The following is an 18748-nucleotide window of genomic DNA, read 5'->3' as shown; positions in this document are numbered from 1 at the left end:
AAATGCAAATCAACCAATCAAACAAACTAATTAAAGCTCATTACATCACTACCGATATGGATAATGTTGCTTTTCCTGGTGCAATCCACCAAATTGCTATTGATATTAATAAAGAACCAGCTAATAGTGCTCGTTTAGAATTATTTAAAAAACTTTATTTAGTTACCCATTCAAATGCAGTAAATGAGTTTACTGAAAATTTAGTCATTGTTTATCGTGCAGGACGTTTTGAAAGTTATCCAGAAGCAAACGAAACTATGGAAGAATTTAAAATTAGCCTTGATTTAGATACTGATTTAAATTTATATGCAACCGGTTTATATGTTAAAGTTCTTGAAATTTTAGAAAATAATAATCAATACATTATAACTTACAAAGCACTCTCACAATTTGAAATTGAAGAAATTAAATCGGAAGTTCAATTAATTAAAAAAGATCAGGAAACTACAAATAAAGTTATTGAAAAAAATCAAGTGCTTGGAGAAGCTGATTTTGAATTAGCAATTTTTTCAGATTTAAAAGATCACCACAGCGAATTACAAAAAACCAATTTCCGAACCACTTTTAATGATTTTATTGATAAAGCTCCAAGTGGGAAAGCTGAATTTACCAACACAATTTTCCAAAGAATTCCATCAGAAAGAAACAATCCAAGTACCATTAAAAGCATTTTAAAACTTTATAATTCACATCCATTTCATAAAGCAAGTGATGAAGCTGGAGTAGATTTTGAAAATGAGTTTACCATTTTTAGTTTCTTAGAAAAAATTGTTGCTCCTAATATTTTAAAATATAAATTTTTATACGAATTTCATTGAGATTCATTTTTAGAATTTAGCAAAACAGTTCAAAAAAATATTTTATTTTTAGCTACAATTGAACACAAAATTAACCGAAAAATTGCAACAAAACTTAATGAACAACAAGATGAGTACATGTTAAGAGAACGTTATAAAACTCTTAAAGATATGGTTGCTAAAGAAGAAGAATTAGATGAGTATCAAGAGACAATCAAAAATCAAAAAATGTCTAAAAGATATCCTCTTTGAATTCAAAAATCAATTGAAAAAGAAACTAATCGTATTTCTGAGATGATGATTACATCTCCAGAAGTTAATATCACCAAAACTTATATTGATTTAATGAAAAAGCTTCCTTGAAGATTAACCCAAAAAGAAAAACTTGATATTGGAAAAGTTCAAGAAACTTTAGATAAATACCACTACGGACTTAAGGAAGTTAAAGATCGGATCATTGAACATATTGCTGTATTAATGAAAGCTAAACGCGTTTCTGATGTTAATAATAAAAAACGAATTTCTGTTGATAAAAATACTGAAATTGATTTATCTTTATTTAAAGAAAACGAAAACGAATTAAAATCATTTAATAATGTTCCAATTCTTACATTAATTGGACCTCCAGGGACTGGAAAAACCTCATTAAGTAAAGCAATTGCAGAAGCACTTGGGCGTAAAATGGTTAAAGTTTCTCTTGGTGGAGTGCGGGATGAATCTGAAATTCGTGGACACCGAAAAACTTATGTGGGAGCAATGCCTGGAAAAATTATTAAAGCTATTCAAAAAGCAAAAGTATCTAATCCAATTATTTTACTTGATGAAATTGATAAAATGTCTTCTGATGCAATCAAAGGAGATCCAGCTAGTGCAATGCTTGAGGTTCTTGATCCAGAGCAAAATACCAAATTTCAAGATCATTATTTAGAGCATGAGTATGACCTCTCAAAAGTAATTTTTATTGCTACAGCAAATTATTATGAAGGAATTCCTGAAGCATTACTTGATCGGGTAGAACTTATTGAAGTTCCAGCTTATACTTTAAGTGAAAAAATGCAAATTGGTCGTAAACACTTACTTCCAAAAGTAATTGAACAATCATATATTAATGAAGATTTATTTAAACTTTCTGATGAGATGTTAAAATACATTATCAAACACTACACTCGTGAAAGTGGAGTACGGGGACTTAAAAAAGTTTTAGATAAAGTTGCTCGTAAAATCAGCAAGCAAACTGAATTTGATAAAAGTATTTCTGAATTTAATATTGACACTAAAGTACTAGATGAATTTTTAGGGCCAATTGTTTATAACACCGAAAAACCTGAGCCTGAATATGGACCTGGGGTAGTTAATGGACTTGCTTATACTTCATATGGCGGATCGCTTTTACAAATTGAAGTAAATATTTTTAAAGGAAAAAGCGAACTAAAACTAACTGGTTCTCTTAAAGAAGTAATGCAAGAATCAGCAATGATTTCACTATCATATGTTCGAGCAAATGCCAAAAAATTTGGTATTGAAAAATTCAATTTTGAAGAAAATATCATCCACATTCACGTTCCTGAAGGTGCAACTCCAAAAGATGGACCTAGTGCTGGAGTGACCTTTACCACTGCCATTTTATCAGCAATTAAAAATCAACCTGTATCCACAAAATATGCGATGACTGGTGAAATTACTCTGCGTGGAAGAGTTCTTGAAATTGGAGGATTAAGAGAAAAATCATTTGCAGCATACCAACATAAAATCAAGTATGTATTTATTCCTAATGATAATCAAAGAAATTTACTCAAAGTTTCAAATGAAATTAAAAGCAAATTAATTTATATTCCAGTTGAAACTTATGATGATATTTACGATGTAATTTTTCTTGGTAATGAACCTAAAAAACAAATTATTACCTCTGAAGAGGCAGAATAATTTTAAATTTTCTTATTATTTATTATGTTCCTAAAATCAGGAACATAGCTTTTATAAAAACTTTTTAATATTTTTAAATAAACTTACTTAATAAGGATTTTATGAGCACAAATAACAATCAAAAACCATTTACTTCCAAACAATTTCTTTCCTTCGGAATTAATTACATTGCCGGATTTGGATTTATTGCAACGGCATTTTCATTATTTTCATTAGGTCCACTTTGAATTTTGGTTTTTGCAGTCTGTTCATTTATTGCTTTAGCAGTTATGCTTTGTTTTTCGAAAATGTCAGAAACTTCAAGTAATCGTTTTGGTGGTCCTTATATTTATGCAACTGAAGCACTTGAACACAAAAAATTATCTTCAAGAATGTTCATTTTTCTTACTGGATGAAATAATTTTGTGGGACCTTTACTTTATTCTGCGGCCTTTCCGTTATTTCTTGTTTCGGTTTTTTCTTCTTTTATAGACACAAATAATCCAAGTGCAAAATGAGGTTTAATTATTGGAGGTTTAGCAGTTTTTATATTAATAGCTTTTATTTCAACTTTAGGATATCAATTAAGCAAAGGATTAGTTTTATTTTTTGCAACAATTAAGTGATTAATTATTGCTACAGCAATGGTTTTAGCAATTATTTTAATTGCTCAAAGTGCTGGAATTGGTTTTAGCGAAAATTACCTATTAACTTATAATGGCAAGCCAAAAGAAATAACTTTAAGTAAAATCGCGACAATAACAACTGCCTTTTTCTTTTCATTTGGTGGACTTGAAGATATTTCAACAATGTCTCCTGAAGTTAAAACAAAATCTTTTAAGAAAATTTTAAATTTAACTTTCATTGGTGTTTTTATCATTTATGCAATTGGTTTAGTGATTTTTAGTGGTTTACCAGTTGGAGGAAATGGTTCATCTGAAGTAAAACAAAGAATTTCAAGTTATTCAGACATTTATAAAGCCATTGGTGGAATAACTGCTTTATCATTTTTTGCAATTGGATCACTTTCAAATTCAATTGCTTCAAGAATTTCGATAACATTAGCCAACTCCTTTAAGCTAGTACCTTTAAGCGAAGATGGATATTTACCTAAATATTTTCTTGCTAAAAATAACAAGAATAAATTTTCAAGAATTATTTATTTAACTTTAATACTTACATTAATATTAATGTTAGTGATTTTCTTTGTTTCTCTTGCTAGTGGTTCAAGCGATTTTGATTCAGCAGTTTCTAAAGCAGCATCAATTGGAGGAGCAAGTGCACTATTTCAATATTTCCTTGGTTTTATTACTTTCTTTGTTTATTATCATAAAGGCAAACTCAAAGATCGCAGTAATTGAAAAAATATCATCTCTTTAATTATTCAAGCCTTTTCATTAGTTTTTATTGCTATTATTTTGTTTTTATTCTTTTTCCCATTGGATACAGCAATAAAACCCGGAACTAATCAAACACATGTTATTTTAAATTGAGGAATTCAAAACACTCTTAATATTACAATTTATCCAGCAATTTTATCTCTTGGTTATGTTTTGTTTTTTATTGCTGAACGAAGCTCTAAAAAACAAAATAAAAACATAAAGTTATCTCAAAAACAATCTCATTTTATAAGTTTAGATTCAAAAAACAATTTTAAAAATAAAAGATAATAATTAAAAATTACAATTAAATTTTTAGATTTATTTTAAAACTAAAATCTAAAAAATGCAAAAACATCATATTTTTGTAAGCATTTTGATATTTTTAAATAAATAATATAATTTTATAATCCAAAAAAGATTTAAATATTTAGAAAGAATTTAATAATTAATTAAAATTTTATTATGAACACAAAAACTACACAAAAGCATTTTAGCTCTAGACAATTTATCACCTTTGGAATTAATTATATTGCAGGTTTTGTTTTTGTAGCAACTGCATTATCATTATTTGAATTGGGTCCACTTTGAATTTTGGTTTTTCTTATTTCAACGTTTATTGCTTTAGCTGTTATGCTTTGTTATTCAAAAATGTCAGAGTCTTCATCTGAACGTTTTGGTGGTCCTTATATTTATGCATCTGAAGCTTTTGAACGTAAAAAATTAACTTCAAGAATGTTCATTTTCATTACTGGATGAAACAATTACATTGGACCATTAATTTCTTCAGCAACTGTTCCTTTATTTTTAGTTTCAGTTTTTTCTTCTTTTATTAATACAGATGATAGAGTAGCTCAGTGAATTTTAATTGGATTTGGTTTAGCTATTTTTGTATTTTTAACTTTTATTTCAACTCTAGGTTATAAATTAAGTAAAGGATTAATTTTCTCTTTTGCATTAATTAAATGATTAGTGATTGCAACTGCATTTATTTTAGCAATTGTTCTTATTGCTCAAAGTGCTGGAATTGGTTTTCAAGAAAATTATCTACTCACTTATAAATCAAAACCAAGAAAAATTAGCATAACTCAAATTATTCAAATAACAACTGCCTTCTTTTATTCATATGGCGGATTTGAAGACCTTTCAGTTATGTCTCCTGAGGTTAAAACTAAATCTTTTAAAAAGAATTTAAGCTTGCTTTTTATTATTGTTTTTGCTATTTATGCAGTTGGATTATTAATCCTTAGTGGTCTACCTCTTGGAGCAACTAATAATTCAGAAACATTTAAAAGAATTCAAGGTTATTCAGATATATATAGAGCCGTTGGAGGAATTACTACACTTTCGTTTTTTGCAATTGGATCACTTTCAAATTCAATTGCTTCACGCATTTCTGGAATTATAACTAATTCCTTTAAGCTAGTACCTTTAAGCGAAGATGGTTATTTATCTAAATATTTTCTTGTTAAAAATAACAAAAATAAATTTTCAAGAATTATTTATTTAACATTAATTTTATCGCTTACTTTAATGGTTTTAGTGTTTTTTGTTTCCTTAATTAGTGAGAAAACAGATTTTGATTTAGCAATTCGAAGAGCCGCTGGAATTAGCGGGGCTAGTGGTTTATTTCAATATGTACTTGGTTTTATTACCTTTTTTGTTTATTATCATAAAGGAAAAATTAAAGATAAAACCAATTGAAAAAATATTGTCTCTTTAATTATTCAAGCAGTTTCTTTTGTTTTGATTATCATTATTTTATTTTTATTTTTCTTCCCAATTGATACAAAAACCGAAAATAACCAAACATATATCATTTTAAACTGAGGGGTTGAAAATACACTCAATATCGCACTTTATCCTGTTGTCTTGCTTCTTGGGTACATTTTATTCTTTATTGCTGAGCACAATACTAAAAAAGAACTTCAAGAAGCAAAACTTACTCCAACTGAACTTTTTTATTCTTCAAAAAGAAAAACATCATTTTATAATTTAGATCCTGATATGAACCCCAAAAGTTAGACAAAAAATTATTGAAGGAACTTAGTTCTGTATTGGACAGGGCTAAGTCCTTTTAATCTAACTTTAATTCTTTTGTTATTGTAGTAATCAATGTAATTGATAATAGCTTTTTCTAATTGTTCAAGCGATTTAAAAGTATGTTCCTTGCCATAAAACATTTCTGTTTTTAAAACTCCAAAAAATGATTCCATCATCCCATTATCTGGACTATTACCTTTTCGGGACATTGAAGCTTTTATCTCTTTAGAATTTAAAAATTTGTGATAACTATTATGTTGATATTGTCAACCTTGATCACTGTGTAAAATTGTTCCACTATATTTAGCTTTTGTGAAAGCCTTTTTAAGCATTTTTTCAACTTGCAATAAATTTGGGGAGCGAGATATAGTAAAACTGATAATTTCGCTATTATAACCATCTAAAATAGCTGACAAATAAAGTTTTTGAGAATGACTAGGTAAAGCAAATTCAGTAATGTCAGTGTAACATTTTTGCAATGGTTTTTTAGAATAAAAATCTCGATTAATAAGGTTTGGAGCTTTTTTGCCCACTTCGCCTTTGTATGATTTATATTTTTTACGCTTACGATTTCCGCCAATTAAATTTAGCAAATTCATAAGTCTTTTTACTTTTTTATGATTTACCAAATATCCACGATTTTTGAGTTCTAAAGTAATACGACGATATCCATAACTGCCTCTATGTTCATTATATATAGATATAATTTCGTCTTTAAAATTTTTATTTTTATCAGCTGAATTGATTTTTTTAAGATGATAATAATAAGTTGAACGTGATAGTTGAGCAATTTTTAATAAAATTTTTAATGAGAATCCTTCGTCGACCATTTCTTTAACTTTTTGGCTTTTATATTCTGTAAGTCTTTTTGATCCAACGGGATCCCTTTTAACTTTTTTAGGAAAATCACCTCAGTTCTAAGATATTCAATCTCTTGTTTAGCTTTTTCAAGTGGTGTTAATTTTTCTCAAGTTTTCTTTGGTTTACGTCCCATTTTTGATGGCCTTCCTTTTTTCTTTTCAACAATAGTATACCCATTTTTCTTGTATTGAATAATTCAATTTGAAAGAATTCCTCAATTAGGTAATCCATATTGAAGTGAAATTTCTCTTGTAGAATGTCCTTTAAGAAGAACTTGATTAATCATTTCTAATTTTATTTGTGGAGAATAATATTGATTTTTAGTCTTTTTAACAATTTCAATTCCGTGACGATTTATCAGTGCGACAATATATTTTATAATTGCACGATTTACTCTAAATTTTATTGTTAAAGATTTTTCAGTAAATCCTTTTTTACGTAATTGATATATTTTGATTTTGTCTTCGTAACTTAGTTTCATAAAAATGAACCCCTTAATTTTGGATTTTATTGTCCAACTTTAGGGGTTCATATCAATCCACAAGAAGATTTACAAAATAAAAATAATTCCAATAAGCAATAATTAACTAGCTTTTAAAATATTTAAAATTAATTTAAAATATCATAGTTTTATAAAATGCAGAATTAATTCTGCATTTTATAATTAGCATATATTACTAAACCGGAATATATATTTTTATGATAAAATAAATATAAAATCTATATTAATATTGGTGTAATCATGAGTAAAATAACTTCATATCAAAACAATCAAGCTTTTTATGACAAAGAAACAGCTTTAAAATATTTAGAAACTATTAAAAAATTTCTCAAAACAAAAGTAAAAAATGCTAATGCTCAAGGAGTTATTGTTGGAATTAGTGGAGGAATTGATTCTTCACTTGTTTATACAATTGCTAAACAAGTATTTCCAAACCACACAATCGGTGTTGTTATGCCTATTGAAAAAATGACTCAAAGTGATTTAAACCACATTTCTCAATTAGAGCAAGCAACCAGTAGCAAATTTTTAGTTAAAGATTTAACCAAACCTTTTAAGGAAATGTTAAATATTTTAGATGTAACTAATCATTTAGCAGTCGCTAACATTAAACCTCGTTTACGTATGACCACACTATATGCAATTGCACAGCAAAATAATTCACTAGTTTTAGGAACTGATAATGCTGATGAGGTTTTTGTTGGATACTTTACTAAATTTGGTGATGGAGGAGCTGATTTGCTTCCTATTAGTAAATTAACTAAAGGAGAAGTAAGATTTTTAGCTTCACTACTTAATGTTCCTCAAAGTATTTTGGATAAAGCACCGTCAGCTGGTCTTTGAGAGGGTCAAAGCGACGAAAATGAGCTTGGATTTTCATACGATCAACTTGATTTTTATATTAATAATTTAAATGATACTCAAAACATTCAAAAAAATATAGAACCTAAAATTGTTGATAAAATTGAACAACTACACAAAAATTCACAACATAAACGCGATAAAGTATATACACCAAAAGACGTTAAATAGGAGAACAAAAATATGGCCGGACATTCACACTCAGCTAATATTGCACACCGTAAAAATGCTCAAGATGCAGCACGAGGAAAAGTTTTTCAAAAGCTTTCTAAAGAAATTTTTGTTGCAGCTTCTGGAGCAGGAGGACCAGATCCAGACAAAAATCCTGCACTTAAGTTAGCTATTTCTAAAGCACGTAGTAAAAATATGCCCAAAGATAATATTGAAAGAGCAATCGCTAAAGCTCGTGGAGATAAAGGAGCTTCTTCGTTTGTTGAAACAGTATTTAATGCAACTGTTCCGGGTGGAGCAACTTTTATTGTGGTAACTCTTTCAGATAATTTAAATCGGGTAAAATCAAACATTCAATCATATTTTAATAAACAAAATGCTACTTTAGGAAAAACCGGACAAGTCCCTTTTGCATTTGATAAAAAAGGGATTATTGAAATTAGTAAATCTTTAGTCGATGAAGAAACTTTGATGCTAATAGGACTTGAAAATGGAGCTGATAATATTGAAAGCGAGCAAGAAAGCTATATTTTAACAGCTCTTCCAGAAAATTTTAGTGCATTAAAAAATGCACTTGAAGAAAATTTATCAATTAGTGATTTTATTCAATGTGAAGTTACTTATTTACCAAATATGTATGTCGAATATGATTCTGAAAAGCAAGCTAAATTGCTTGAATTTGTTGATAAATTAAAAGAAGATGATGATGTTCAAGAAGTGTATCACAATATTGAACTCACTTAAAAAATGCATGAATTTATAAGAAATTTATTTGTTGATTTATGGGTTTTAACTTCAAGTCAAAATGTTGCTAAATTTATCATTGTCCTACTTTTTTTAGGGATATTATTATTTATTCCAATAATAATTTCAGTTCTTTTTCCTTTTGTTAAGCAGCAGCTTAATGCTCGTTCGAAAGTATATTTATATGCTTTTACCACTGGTTTTTTTATTGTTATGTCCACTTTTGGATTTATGCGCGAATCGCTAGAAATTTCTTCAATATATTCTGATGCTCTTATTCCAAGCAATTGAACTAATCGATCATTATATATTTATGGATATAATATCTTACTTGTTGGCGGAGGAGTATTTTTTGGTGTTGTTTTAGCTTATTTTATTAAATTTGTTATTTCATATCGGATCAATACTAAGTTGCTAGCCTCTAAAAAAATGCAAGTCTTTGTTCATGAACATTCTGATGAACATGGAGGAGTACATACTCATGAACATCCTACCCATATTTTTAATGCTCAAGATAATGCTGTAGTTATCGAAAATACTTTAACAGATAAGGTTGAAGCAAAATTAAAAGTTATTGCCCTTGTATTATTACTCACTCACCGCATTCCTGAAGGGTTATTACTTGGATATAATATTAATTTGTTGCTCCAAGGGCAAAGTAATTCGCTTTCATTAGTGTTTATTTTTAGCTTGATTTTACACTTAATTCCTGAAGAAATTGTTTTTTACTATCGTCTGAGAGATAGTGGATTTTCAAAATGAACTTCACTGTTTATTTCAGTATTTGGATTATTTTTATTTTTACCATTTATGCTTATTGGGGTTTATTCAGGAAACTTTATTGATTCAGCTTGAGAGATGAAATCTTTTATTTTTGCAACCATTGGAGGAATTTTTTTATTTACTTCGCTAGTGGAATTTTTTCCGGAATTTTATCATTATAAAATGAGTAAAAAACGTTGATTTAAAGTCATTTGAACTTTATTTCTTGGAGTTATTTTTGCGGTTGTATTACTTTCTATTCATACACATTAAATGTAGATATTTGTTTTAATTTAAACTTATTTTTGCTTTTGTAAATTAAAGTAAAAATAAGTTTTTTCTTATTTTCTTAAATTTTTTTAATAAAACAACTAAAAAAATTATTACTTAAATGAATGGGGACTATAGTTTTTTAGTGCTTATTCACTAATTTCTAAGTTATTTTTATAAATGCTAGATATTAAATTAATTAATGAACAAGCCGTAATGAGGCAACAAATTAATAAAATATTTAAAAAATTTAAAGGAATAATTTTGTTTTAGTAAATCTTAATTTTTTGTGGTTTGAAACAACTTTTAACGAATTTGTGTTTGTAGTATTATAATTTTATTATATAAAGAGGCAAAAATGCAAACATTAAAAAAACAAATTAACGAAATTATGAAAAAAAACGCAGGAGAAATTTATACTGCTCAAGATTTTAAGCATATTGCTAGCAAAAATACAATTGCTTCAATTTTATCTAAATTAGCTAAAGAAGGTGAAATTGAAAGATTACTTAATGGCTTATACACCAGACCTTATTATATTGGTTTAGTAAGAGAGTATTCATATCCTAATCCAGAGCAAGTTGCTAAAAAAATTGCTCAAAAAAACGGGTGAACCATTGCTCCTGCTCGCGAAGCAACTTTAAATTACACTGGTGTTTCCACACAAGTTCCTGTTATTTTTGAATATATTTCAGATGGTCCATCGAAAGTTTATATTTATCGTAAAAGAAAAATCACTTTTATTAATAGACCAAAAAACTATATTTCAACATGCTCAAGAAGGTTTGCAATTTTAGTTGAAGCAATTAGATGATTAGGAAGAAAATATATCAATAATAACGAAATACGTGATTTAGCTTTTTATGCTCGAGATGTTCAAGAAGATTTACTAAAAGATACAAAAAATGTCTCCTTTTGAATTCGAAATGTTTTATTGAAGATTAAGGAGATCAATGATAATCGATAAGATTTTTACTTTACCTTATGATGAAAGGTCTAAAATTGTTAATAATACAGCAGAAAAGTTGAATGTTTCTCCTGCTATTATTGAAAAAGACTTATGAGTTTGCATCCTTTTAAAATACCTTTTTAATGATTTTAAATATAAAGATTATATTGTATTTAAAGGTGGAACAAGCCTTTCTAAAGCATATAATGTAATTAATAGGTTTTCTGAAGATATTGATTTAACGCTTAATTGAACTGCTTTGGGATATCCTGAAAATGAACCATATGAAAATAGAAGCAATCGAAAACAAGATCAATATATTCAAAAAATCAATTGAGACACTTCGAATTTTCTTAAAAGAGAAGTTATCCCACTTTTGAAGCGTGATTTAAAAGGAGTATTAAAAGGTAAAAAATTTAGATTCTACATTGAAGAAAAAAGTCCGCTTAATATATGTTTTGACTACCCAAAAGAATATGGTGAAGATTCAACAATTTTAAGTATTATTAAATTAGAATTTAGTACTTTATCTGAACCTATACCAGCTTTTAAAAAAGAAATAAAATCTTATGTATCAGAATTTTATCCAGATACTTTTTCAGAAAAAATATATGTGAAAGTCGTTGATTCGTTAAGAACTTTTTATGATAAGGTAACTATTTTACATCGTGAAGCTAATCGAACAAATGGAAATTATCCAAAGAGATATTCGCGACATTTTTATGACTTATGTAAAATGATCGGCAGTGATTTAGGAGATAAAAGTCTTAAAAATTTTGATTTACTTGAAGCAGTTATTGAATTTAAAAAGAAATTTTATCGAAGTAATTTTGCAAAATATGACGAAATTTATCAAGGTAAATTAAAATTAGTACCTCCTGAAGAAGCTATAGCATCTTATCAAGAAGATTATGAAACTATGAAAGGCATGATCTTTGGAGATATTGCTAGTTTTGATGAAATTATCGAAGTTTTAAAAGTTCATGAAAATGCTTTAAATAAAGCAATTAAATCTTTTGAAAAATGAAAAAACAAGCAATAAAATTACTTTTATCTTATACGAAAAACAAAGAATTTAAAATCCTTCAATATTGAAGGATTTTAAATTATCAATATTTTTTAAAATTATCTTTGTTATGTTTTATATCTTAATAAATACTAATATAATTATTTTATATGCATAAAATAATTAAATGAAACCTCTTTAAAAGAGTTTTTTGAAATAATCCAGCTTTAATTTGAGTTGGGAATGATTTAATAAAAGCTCTAAATGATGGCTTTGAACAAAAGTGATCTAAAAAACGTCTTTTTTTAGAAGAAGAGCAAGATTTATTTTCTGAAAGTATGGATGAAATTCCGGATTTTGATTTTGGTGAAATGGAAACAAATTTAGAAAATAATCAAACAACTAGCATTAATAATATTAATTTAATTGCTTTGCAAAATTTTCGTAAATTAAAATCTAAAGCTATTGAATTTTATGCAAGTAAATATCAAATTTTAGAATCAGAAATTGGTTATATTCCAAGCAATTTAAAAGTGGATCAAAAAATTAGCTTAACAAAAAGTATGCTCTATAATGATGGTATCAAACTTATTGTTGATGCACATTTTTCTTATGTTTTTATTGGTAAAAACCAAATTTATGAGTATGTTGCTGATTGTTTTTTATTTGATAAATCAGCTAAAAAAATGGTTCTTTTAGGATATTCGGCTAAATCTCCACTTGATAATTTTTATAAGTTTTTTTATTTAATTAATACTGCTAAAAAAACTCATGAAATTTTAGATGCAAGTGTAATTATTATTGACCCAGTGATAAATTTACTTCGAAAAACCACTGTTAAAGAAATTGTTTTTAGCGAGAGTTTTTCGGCCCATTTAAGTAAAAGTTTACCAGCAAGAAATAATAAATTAAGCTATAAGGAAAATTTTTATAAAGAAATTCTAGCTCGCACTGGAGATGGAAGCTTATTTTTAGAAAGTGTAAATTATAATAAAGCTTTTTATTCTTTTTATAAAGTAGCTCTCAGAAGAGAATTACCTTTAAGTGTTTTTAGAATTCAAGGTTTGGATTATCTCCCAGATGATTTAATTAATTATCACGTTAATAAAAATAGTGATTCTTTTAAAGTAAACTTTAATTTAGGAAAAACCCCGAAATTTATTGAGTTCCAAGACATTAATTGATACTATCAATTAATTGATGTTGCTTATGAAAAATATGGTGAAAATTGTGTTTATGAAGATATTAGTTATTTTGTGCAAACTGATTTTTCAGATCCGGAAAATGCGGAAATATTACAAAATTTTGTTAATAAAAATTTAGTTATTACATATAAATATTCCAAAGATGCATATCTTCAAAATCTCTTTATTCAAAATGAAGAAATTCTAGCCCTTTTAACATATATTTTTGGAATTGAGCAGTGAAATATTAGTAAAACTTTTTTTAAAGCCTTAAAATTAAAATACACAAATTTTGAACATATTCAAAAAGCGACAAAAGTTTCAGAAAATTTAGTTAATTTTTTTAATATAGGTATTTTGGAAGTGGTTAAAAAAATGCATATTAAAAATCAACGAATTATTTGATATGACTATGAGGGATTTTCGGATTTGTTTCCAATTATTAATACCTCTCGTTCTTATGAGCAAATTGTTTCGCAAGTTTCAGTAATTGAAACAATTAACGGGAAAGAAGTGGATAAAATTAATTATGTAGTTGATACTAAAAATATCCAATTGGAAGATTTGGTAGTGCTAATTGATTTAATTTACGCTAACAAGGCAGATTTATTTATTGTTTATAATAAAACTTATGAAAACACTAGAAATAATGAAATTTATAACTTAGTTGAAAAGGAAGTTTTAGAAAATCCAAATTCACCATTTTGTAAGTGATTTGAAGAACAAAATTTAGATTTATTTACATTTAAAGAAATGATTACACATATTAACTTAAATACAATAGATTTATATGATTGCTTTAAATATCGAGATTTAACAACCAAATATCCACAATTTTGTGGAGATGAGCATATTTTTTCTTTTAAAGTTCAAGACGGAACAATTATTAAAAGCATGCAAGTTAAAAGCATTGATAGTGCTTTAAAATATAAAAGTTTTATGTTTTTAGATAAACTTTTACTTCAAGGTTCAATTAAAAAAGTAGAAAAATTTATTACTTATAATCAAATTAAACTAAAAACATTAATTGTTCCTTATACTGAATTAGTTATTCAAAAAGGAACCATGGCTATGAATGAAGCAATTTTACGTTATCATGGCTTTACTGGTGATAATCAATGAAATGTTATTGAAAATGAACTCAAAAAATATTGTGAAAATGACGTAAGAGCAATGATTATGGTCTATGAATTTATTATGCAAGCCATTCGAAGTGTTTTTCCTCAAATAGATAATTATGAATATCAAATTGAAGAACAAAATTTTCAATACAGTATAATTAATAACAAATTAACAATTACAAGGATATAAAAATGAATAAAGAAGAATTTAAACAAAGATTAGTTCAGTACATGGAACTTGAAGGAATGTCTCGCTATGAAGAGCCGGTAGCTCAAGCACTTAAAAATAATGTAAATTCAAAAGCTTTTGAATTTAGTTACGATAATTTCGGATCACTAATTATGCACAAAAAAAGCAAAAATCCTAATGCTCCAAAAGTACTAATTGCAGCTCATATGGATGAAGTTGGTTTTATTGTGCGTGAAATTCATGATAAAGGTCAATTATTGCTTTCTCCAATTGGTGGGGTGTGACCTAGCGTAGTTATTGGAACTAAAGCCAAGTTATTAAATTCACAAAACGAAGAATTTATAGGAGTATTCGGACACACTTCTATTCACATTATGCCTAAGGAACAAGTTTCTAAAGCACTAACAAATAATGATTTATATGCTGATTTTGGTTTTAAAAACAAGCAAGAAGCTTTAGATAATCATGTTGAAGTCGGAAATAGAGTATATATGTCTGGAGAAACTATTTATTTTAAAAACCCTGATTTAATTGGTGGAAAAGCAATGGATAATCGTGCGGGAGTTACTGTTCTTGATTATGTTGCTTCCAAAGTTGCTAATTTAGATTTAAATGTTGATTTATATTTAGTAGGAACAGTTCAAGAAGAAGTGGGAACTCGAGGAGCAAAAACCTCAGTTAGTTTAGTTAATCCACAAGTAGCCATTGCATTAGATACAACTAGTTCTCATGATACAATTAACACAATTTCTGGAACAACTCATCTTTTTGGCGGAGCTGCATTAAGAATTAAAGACGGAGGCACTTTAATGGATCCTAAATTAGTTGATTTTGTCTATTTAGTTTCAAAAAAATATCAAATCCCAGCTTATAAATTTGTTGCAATGGGAGGCGGTACTGATGCTCACGAACTTCAATATGCTCGTGGCGGAGCTGCAACTTTAACAATTTCGCTCCCACAAAGATATTTACATAGTCCTATTGGAGTTTGTTCAATTAGCGATTTAATGGCTGCTGGAGATTTACTAGTAAAGTTTTTAGAAGATTTTTCACCTGAAGAATACTCAAAAATTCAATACAAATAGTTTTTTAATTATGTGCTAAAATTAAATTAATTACTAATTTGATTTTTTAAAGGAGAAAAATATGGTTACAATGAACTCTGGTGTTTTTGCAATTATGATAATTGGAGTAATTATTTTAGTTGTTTTAATTACTGCTATTGTTACATTTTTACTAGCTCGTAGAATGTTTGAAAAACAAATTAAAGAAAACCCTCCAGTTTCAGAAAAAATGATTCGTGTAATGTTTAAACAAATGGGAAGAACAGCTTCAGAAACTCAAATTAGACAAATTATGCGTTCAATGCAAAACGCAAAATACGACAAAAACAAATAATATAATCAAAGCAGGTTATTAAAAATGGACAATTTCAAGCGCTGATTTAAAAAAAGTTGATTTGGCCATTCTTTTTTAGAAATTAGCAAGTTCAAAAAAAATGTTCCGAAACTCAAATACTTGTTATTTGTTTATTTTTTAGTTGTAATTATTTCAGCACTACTACTTTGATCTCCGATTTCTCAAAATAATATCGATCCTATTTCAGGAGTAAAATTTGAAGAAGGATTATCGTTTATTGATGCACTTTTTACTGCTTCAAGTGCCTTTAGCGACACTGGATTAACGGTAAAATCAACTTATTCGCAATTTAATATTCTTGGACAAATTTTAATAGCAATTTTAATTTTTAGCGGTGGAATAGGGATTTTTGCTTTAAAATTATTTGTTTTTAACTTTATTTTTAGACGCAAAAGTATTTCGCTTGGAGAAGCGAACTTAGTTCAATCTGAACGTGGCGGAAATGATTCAGGTAAAGTTTTAAAATTAGTTATTGCTTCGGTTAAATTTTTATTATTAATGACTTTTGTTTTTGGGTTTTTATTATCAATATACTTTTATTATGCTCCAGAAACAAATTACACTCCAGGAATTGGAGAATATTTAAAAGATCAATACGAAAATATAGGGAACAAACTTCCTTTTGATTCACCTAAAGGGAACTGATCAAAATCATTTAGATTTGGATTTTTTCACACAATTTCTGCAATTAATAATGCTGGATTTGACATTATTTCTTCTAATTCACTAATGCCATACTATAATGATTATTTTTTACAAATTTGTTTTATTATTTTATTTGTTATTGGTGGTTTAGGTTATCCAGTTTTATATGATTTATACGGTTGATTTAAACATAAATCTTCAAAAAAACACGGAAAATATAACTTTACTTTATTTACTAAAATTTCAATAATTATTTATTTAGTTGTTTTTATATTTGGTTTTGTATTTTCTTTAATTTTTGAAATTGTTTCAAAGGATTTGGATAGCTTTTGAAACAAATATTATGTATCAATTAATAAAAATAATGATAAAAATAAAGCTTATCAACTTTACATTATTAATGATAGACAATGAAAAATACCATGAAAAGGTCTTGATGGCAAAGATATTGATAGTTCCCAATATAAGGAGACAATAAATTCGATTTTAGCTCAAGGACCTATGTATGGAAATTGATTCCAAAAAACTTTTGCTATTTTATTTATTAGTCTTTCGACACGAAGTGCTGGATTTTTTACTGCTTCTCTTGGAGATTTTACCTTTAATAGTTATATTATATATTCGATTATGATGTTTATTGGAGCGGCTCCTTCAAGTACAGGTGGCGGAATTCGAACTACTACTTTTGCATTGGTAATTTTAGCTCTTTTCTCCACATTTAAAGGAGATCAAAAAATTCGTCTTTTTAGAAGATCGATTAATAAAGAAAACACATTTAATGCACTTAAAGTTTTTATTATTAGTTTAACATTAATTGTTATTGCAACAATGGTTTGTGTGACATCTTTTGATGTATATAGTAAAAACGGAGCTCCTTCATCTGGGACACTTAATGCATATAGTGCTTTAAATAATAACGAACAAAGTTATCGACTTGAGCAAATTATTTTTGAAATTTGTAGCGCTTTTGGAACAACTGGACTTTCTCTTGGAGTAACTCCAGTATTAAATCCAGTTTCTAAAATTGTTCTTACTATAGTAATGTTCATTGGACAATTTGGAGTTAGTTCATTAATGTTTGTGTGAAAACGCAAAAAAAGATACAATAGATATTATGAATACGTTGAAGAAGACGTAGCGATTGGATAAAATTATGGGAATTAGACATAAAAATGATATTGCAGTAATAGGAACTGGTCGTTTTGGACGAGCAGTTATTGAGCAACTTATTTTAATGAATAAAAGCATTCTAGTCATTGATAAAGATGAAGATTCAGCTCGTAATTTTGTGGATGAAGTCCAAAGAGTAGTTATTGCTGATGCAGCTGAAATTAAAGCTTTAAAAGGTATTGGAATTGAAAATATTGAAACAGTAGTAGTTGCTGTGCCAGATAATATTGAAATTGTAGCTGCCCTTCAAGAACAAGGAGTTAAAAACTTAATTGTACGAGCAATCAATGAGCGTCATGCTCGGGTTTTAAAACAAATTGGAGTTAATATTATTATTCGTCCAGAATATGAAGCTGGAATTAGAACGGCATTAATAGCAGGAAACAAGCACTTTGTTGATTATAGTGAAAATCTTAAAGAACTTGGAGATAATTTTGTTCTTGGAACTACTAAAGTTATTAGCGAAGAATTTAGTGATAAACAAATTAAAGATTTAAATTTTAACAATTTTGGAGTCACTATTGTTCTCATAAAACGTGGAGCAATTACAATTAGACCCCAAGGTGATACAGTACTAAAAAAAGATGATTTAGTTACTATTATTGGTGAAATTGCTGATGTTACTGATATTTTTAAAATGCTTAATGAACCTTTACCACCAGCACCTTAAAATTTTTAATTTCTAAATAAGCATTTTTATATTAAACTAAACTAAAAGATGCAATTAAATCATTTTTAGTTTAGTTTTTCATTTTTTAAAATTAATATTTAT

General features: G+C 27.5%; 14 protein-coding genes. 13 read left to right on the top strand and 1 reads right to left on the bottom strand.

Annotated features, from left to right (window positions below; translation table 4 throughout):
- Positions 1-2 precede the first annotated feature (2 nt).
- The 3 genes from lon (at position 3) to EXC58_RS01025 (ending at position 6103) form a co-directional block, all read left to right on the top strand.
- Positions 3-2720, top strand: a complete 2718-nt coding sequence (gene lon, locus EXC58_RS01035) for an endopeptidase La (protein WP_223211611.1) — start codon at positions 3-5, stop codon at positions 2718-2720.
- A 101-nt stretch (positions 2721-2821) separates the two neighbouring features.
- Entirely contained in the window at positions 2822-4369 is a 1548-nt protein-coding gene (locus EXC58_RS01030) for an APC family permease (protein WP_129725214.1), read from the top strand.
- Positions 4370-4543: 174 nt separating this feature from the next.
- Positions 4544-6103 carry an APC family permease gene (locus tag EXC58_RS01025; RefSeq protein ID WP_129725213.1) on the top strand — a complete coding sequence of 520 codons (1560 nt, stop codon included), beginning with the start codon at positions 4544-4546 and terminating at the stop codon, positions 6101-6103.
- Between the two features lie 8 nt (positions 6104-6111).
- On the opposite strand, the gene EXC58_RS01020 is transcribed toward EXC58_RS01025, so the two are convergent.
- A protein-coding gene (locus tag EXC58_RS01020) for an IS3 family transposase (RefSeq protein ID WP_129725212.1) occupies positions 6112-7463 on the bottom strand; the annotation gives its coding sequence in 2 pieces (ribosomal slippage) (positions 6112-7022 and positions 7022-7463; 1353 coding nt in all).
- 261 nt (positions 7464-7724) lie between these two features.
- Here EXC58_RS01020 and nadE point away from each other — a divergent pair.
- The 10 genes from nadE to EXC58_RS00970 all read left to right on the top strand — a co-directional run bounded on the left by nadE (position 7725) and on the right by EXC58_RS00970 (position 18646).
- A complete protein-coding gene (gene nadE / locus EXC58_RS01015) occupies positions 7725-8516 on the top strand; it encodes an NAD(+) synthase (RefSeq protein ID WP_129725211.1) in 792 nt (263 codons plus the stop codon).
- A gap of 12 nt (positions 8517-8528) precedes the next feature.
- Positions 8529-9260 (top strand): YebC/PmpR family DNA-binding transcriptional regulator, encoded by a 732-nt coding sequence (locus tag EXC58_RS01010; protein WP_129725210.1) that lies wholly within the window; start codon positions 8529-8531, stop codon positions 9258-9260.
- Positions 9261-9263: 3 nt separating this feature from the next.
- The gene (locus EXC58_RS01005) at positions 9264-10295 is read left to right on the top strand and encodes a ZIP family metal transporter (RefSeq protein WP_197723779.1); all 1032 of its coding nucleotides are present in this window, start codon (positions 9264-9266) and stop codon (positions 10293-10295) included.
- 355 nt (positions 10296-10650) lie between these two features.
- Positions 10651-11259, top strand: coding sequence for a DUF6088 family protein (locus EXC58_RS01000; protein WP_129725209.1), 609 nt, complete (start codon positions 10651-10653; stop codon positions 11257-11259).
- Complete coding sequence (locus tag EXC58_RS00995) at positions 11246-12283, top strand: nucleotidyl transferase AbiEii/AbiGii toxin family protein (RefSeq protein ID WP_129725208.1); 1038 nt, start codon at positions 11246-11248, stop codon at positions 12281-12283. Before EXC58_RS01000 ends, EXC58_RS00995 begins: the two co-directional genes overlap by 14 nt.
- Positions 12284-12417: 134 nt before the next feature.
- Complete coding sequence (locus EXC58_RS00990; RefSeq protein ID WP_129725207.1) at positions 12418-14742, top strand: UU173 family protein; 2325 nt, start codon at positions 12418-12420, stop codon at positions 14740-14742.
- A 2-nt stretch (positions 14743-14744) separates the two neighbouring features.
- Positions 14745-15827, top strand: a complete 1083-nt coding sequence (locus tag EXC58_RS00985; RefSeq protein ID WP_129725206.1) for a M42 family metallopeptidase — start codon at positions 14745-14747, stop codon at positions 15825-15827.
- Positions 15828-15888: 61 nt separating this feature from the next.
- Positions 15889-16140 carry a YneF family protein gene (locus EXC58_RS00980; RefSeq protein ID WP_129725205.1) on the top strand — a complete coding sequence of 84 codons (252 nt, stop codon included), beginning with the start codon at positions 15889-15891 and terminating at the stop codon, positions 16138-16140.
- 24 nt (positions 16141-16164) lie between these two features.
- Positions 16165-17955 carry a TrkH family potassium uptake protein gene (locus tag EXC58_RS00975; protein ID WP_129725204.1) on the top strand — a complete coding sequence of 597 codons (1791 nt, stop codon included), beginning with the start codon at positions 16165-16167 and terminating at the stop codon, positions 17953-17955.
- 4 nt (positions 17956-17959) lie between these two features.
- On the top strand, positions 17960-18646 hold the full coding sequence (locus EXC58_RS00970) for a potassium channel family protein (RefSeq protein ID WP_129725934.1): 687 nt from the start codon (positions 17960-17962) through the stop codon (positions 18644-18646).
- Positions 18647-18748: the final 102 nt, after the last annotated feature.

It is taken from the genome of Mycoplasmopsis citelli, from assembly GCF_900660645.1.
Lineage (GTDB): Bacteria > Bacillota_I > Bacilli_A > Mycoplasmatales > Metamycoplasmataceae > Mycoplasmopsis > Mycoplasmopsis citelli.
The sequence above is the reverse complement of the archived record's forward strand: the minus strand, read 5'-3'. Positions and strand labels throughout refer to the sequence as shown.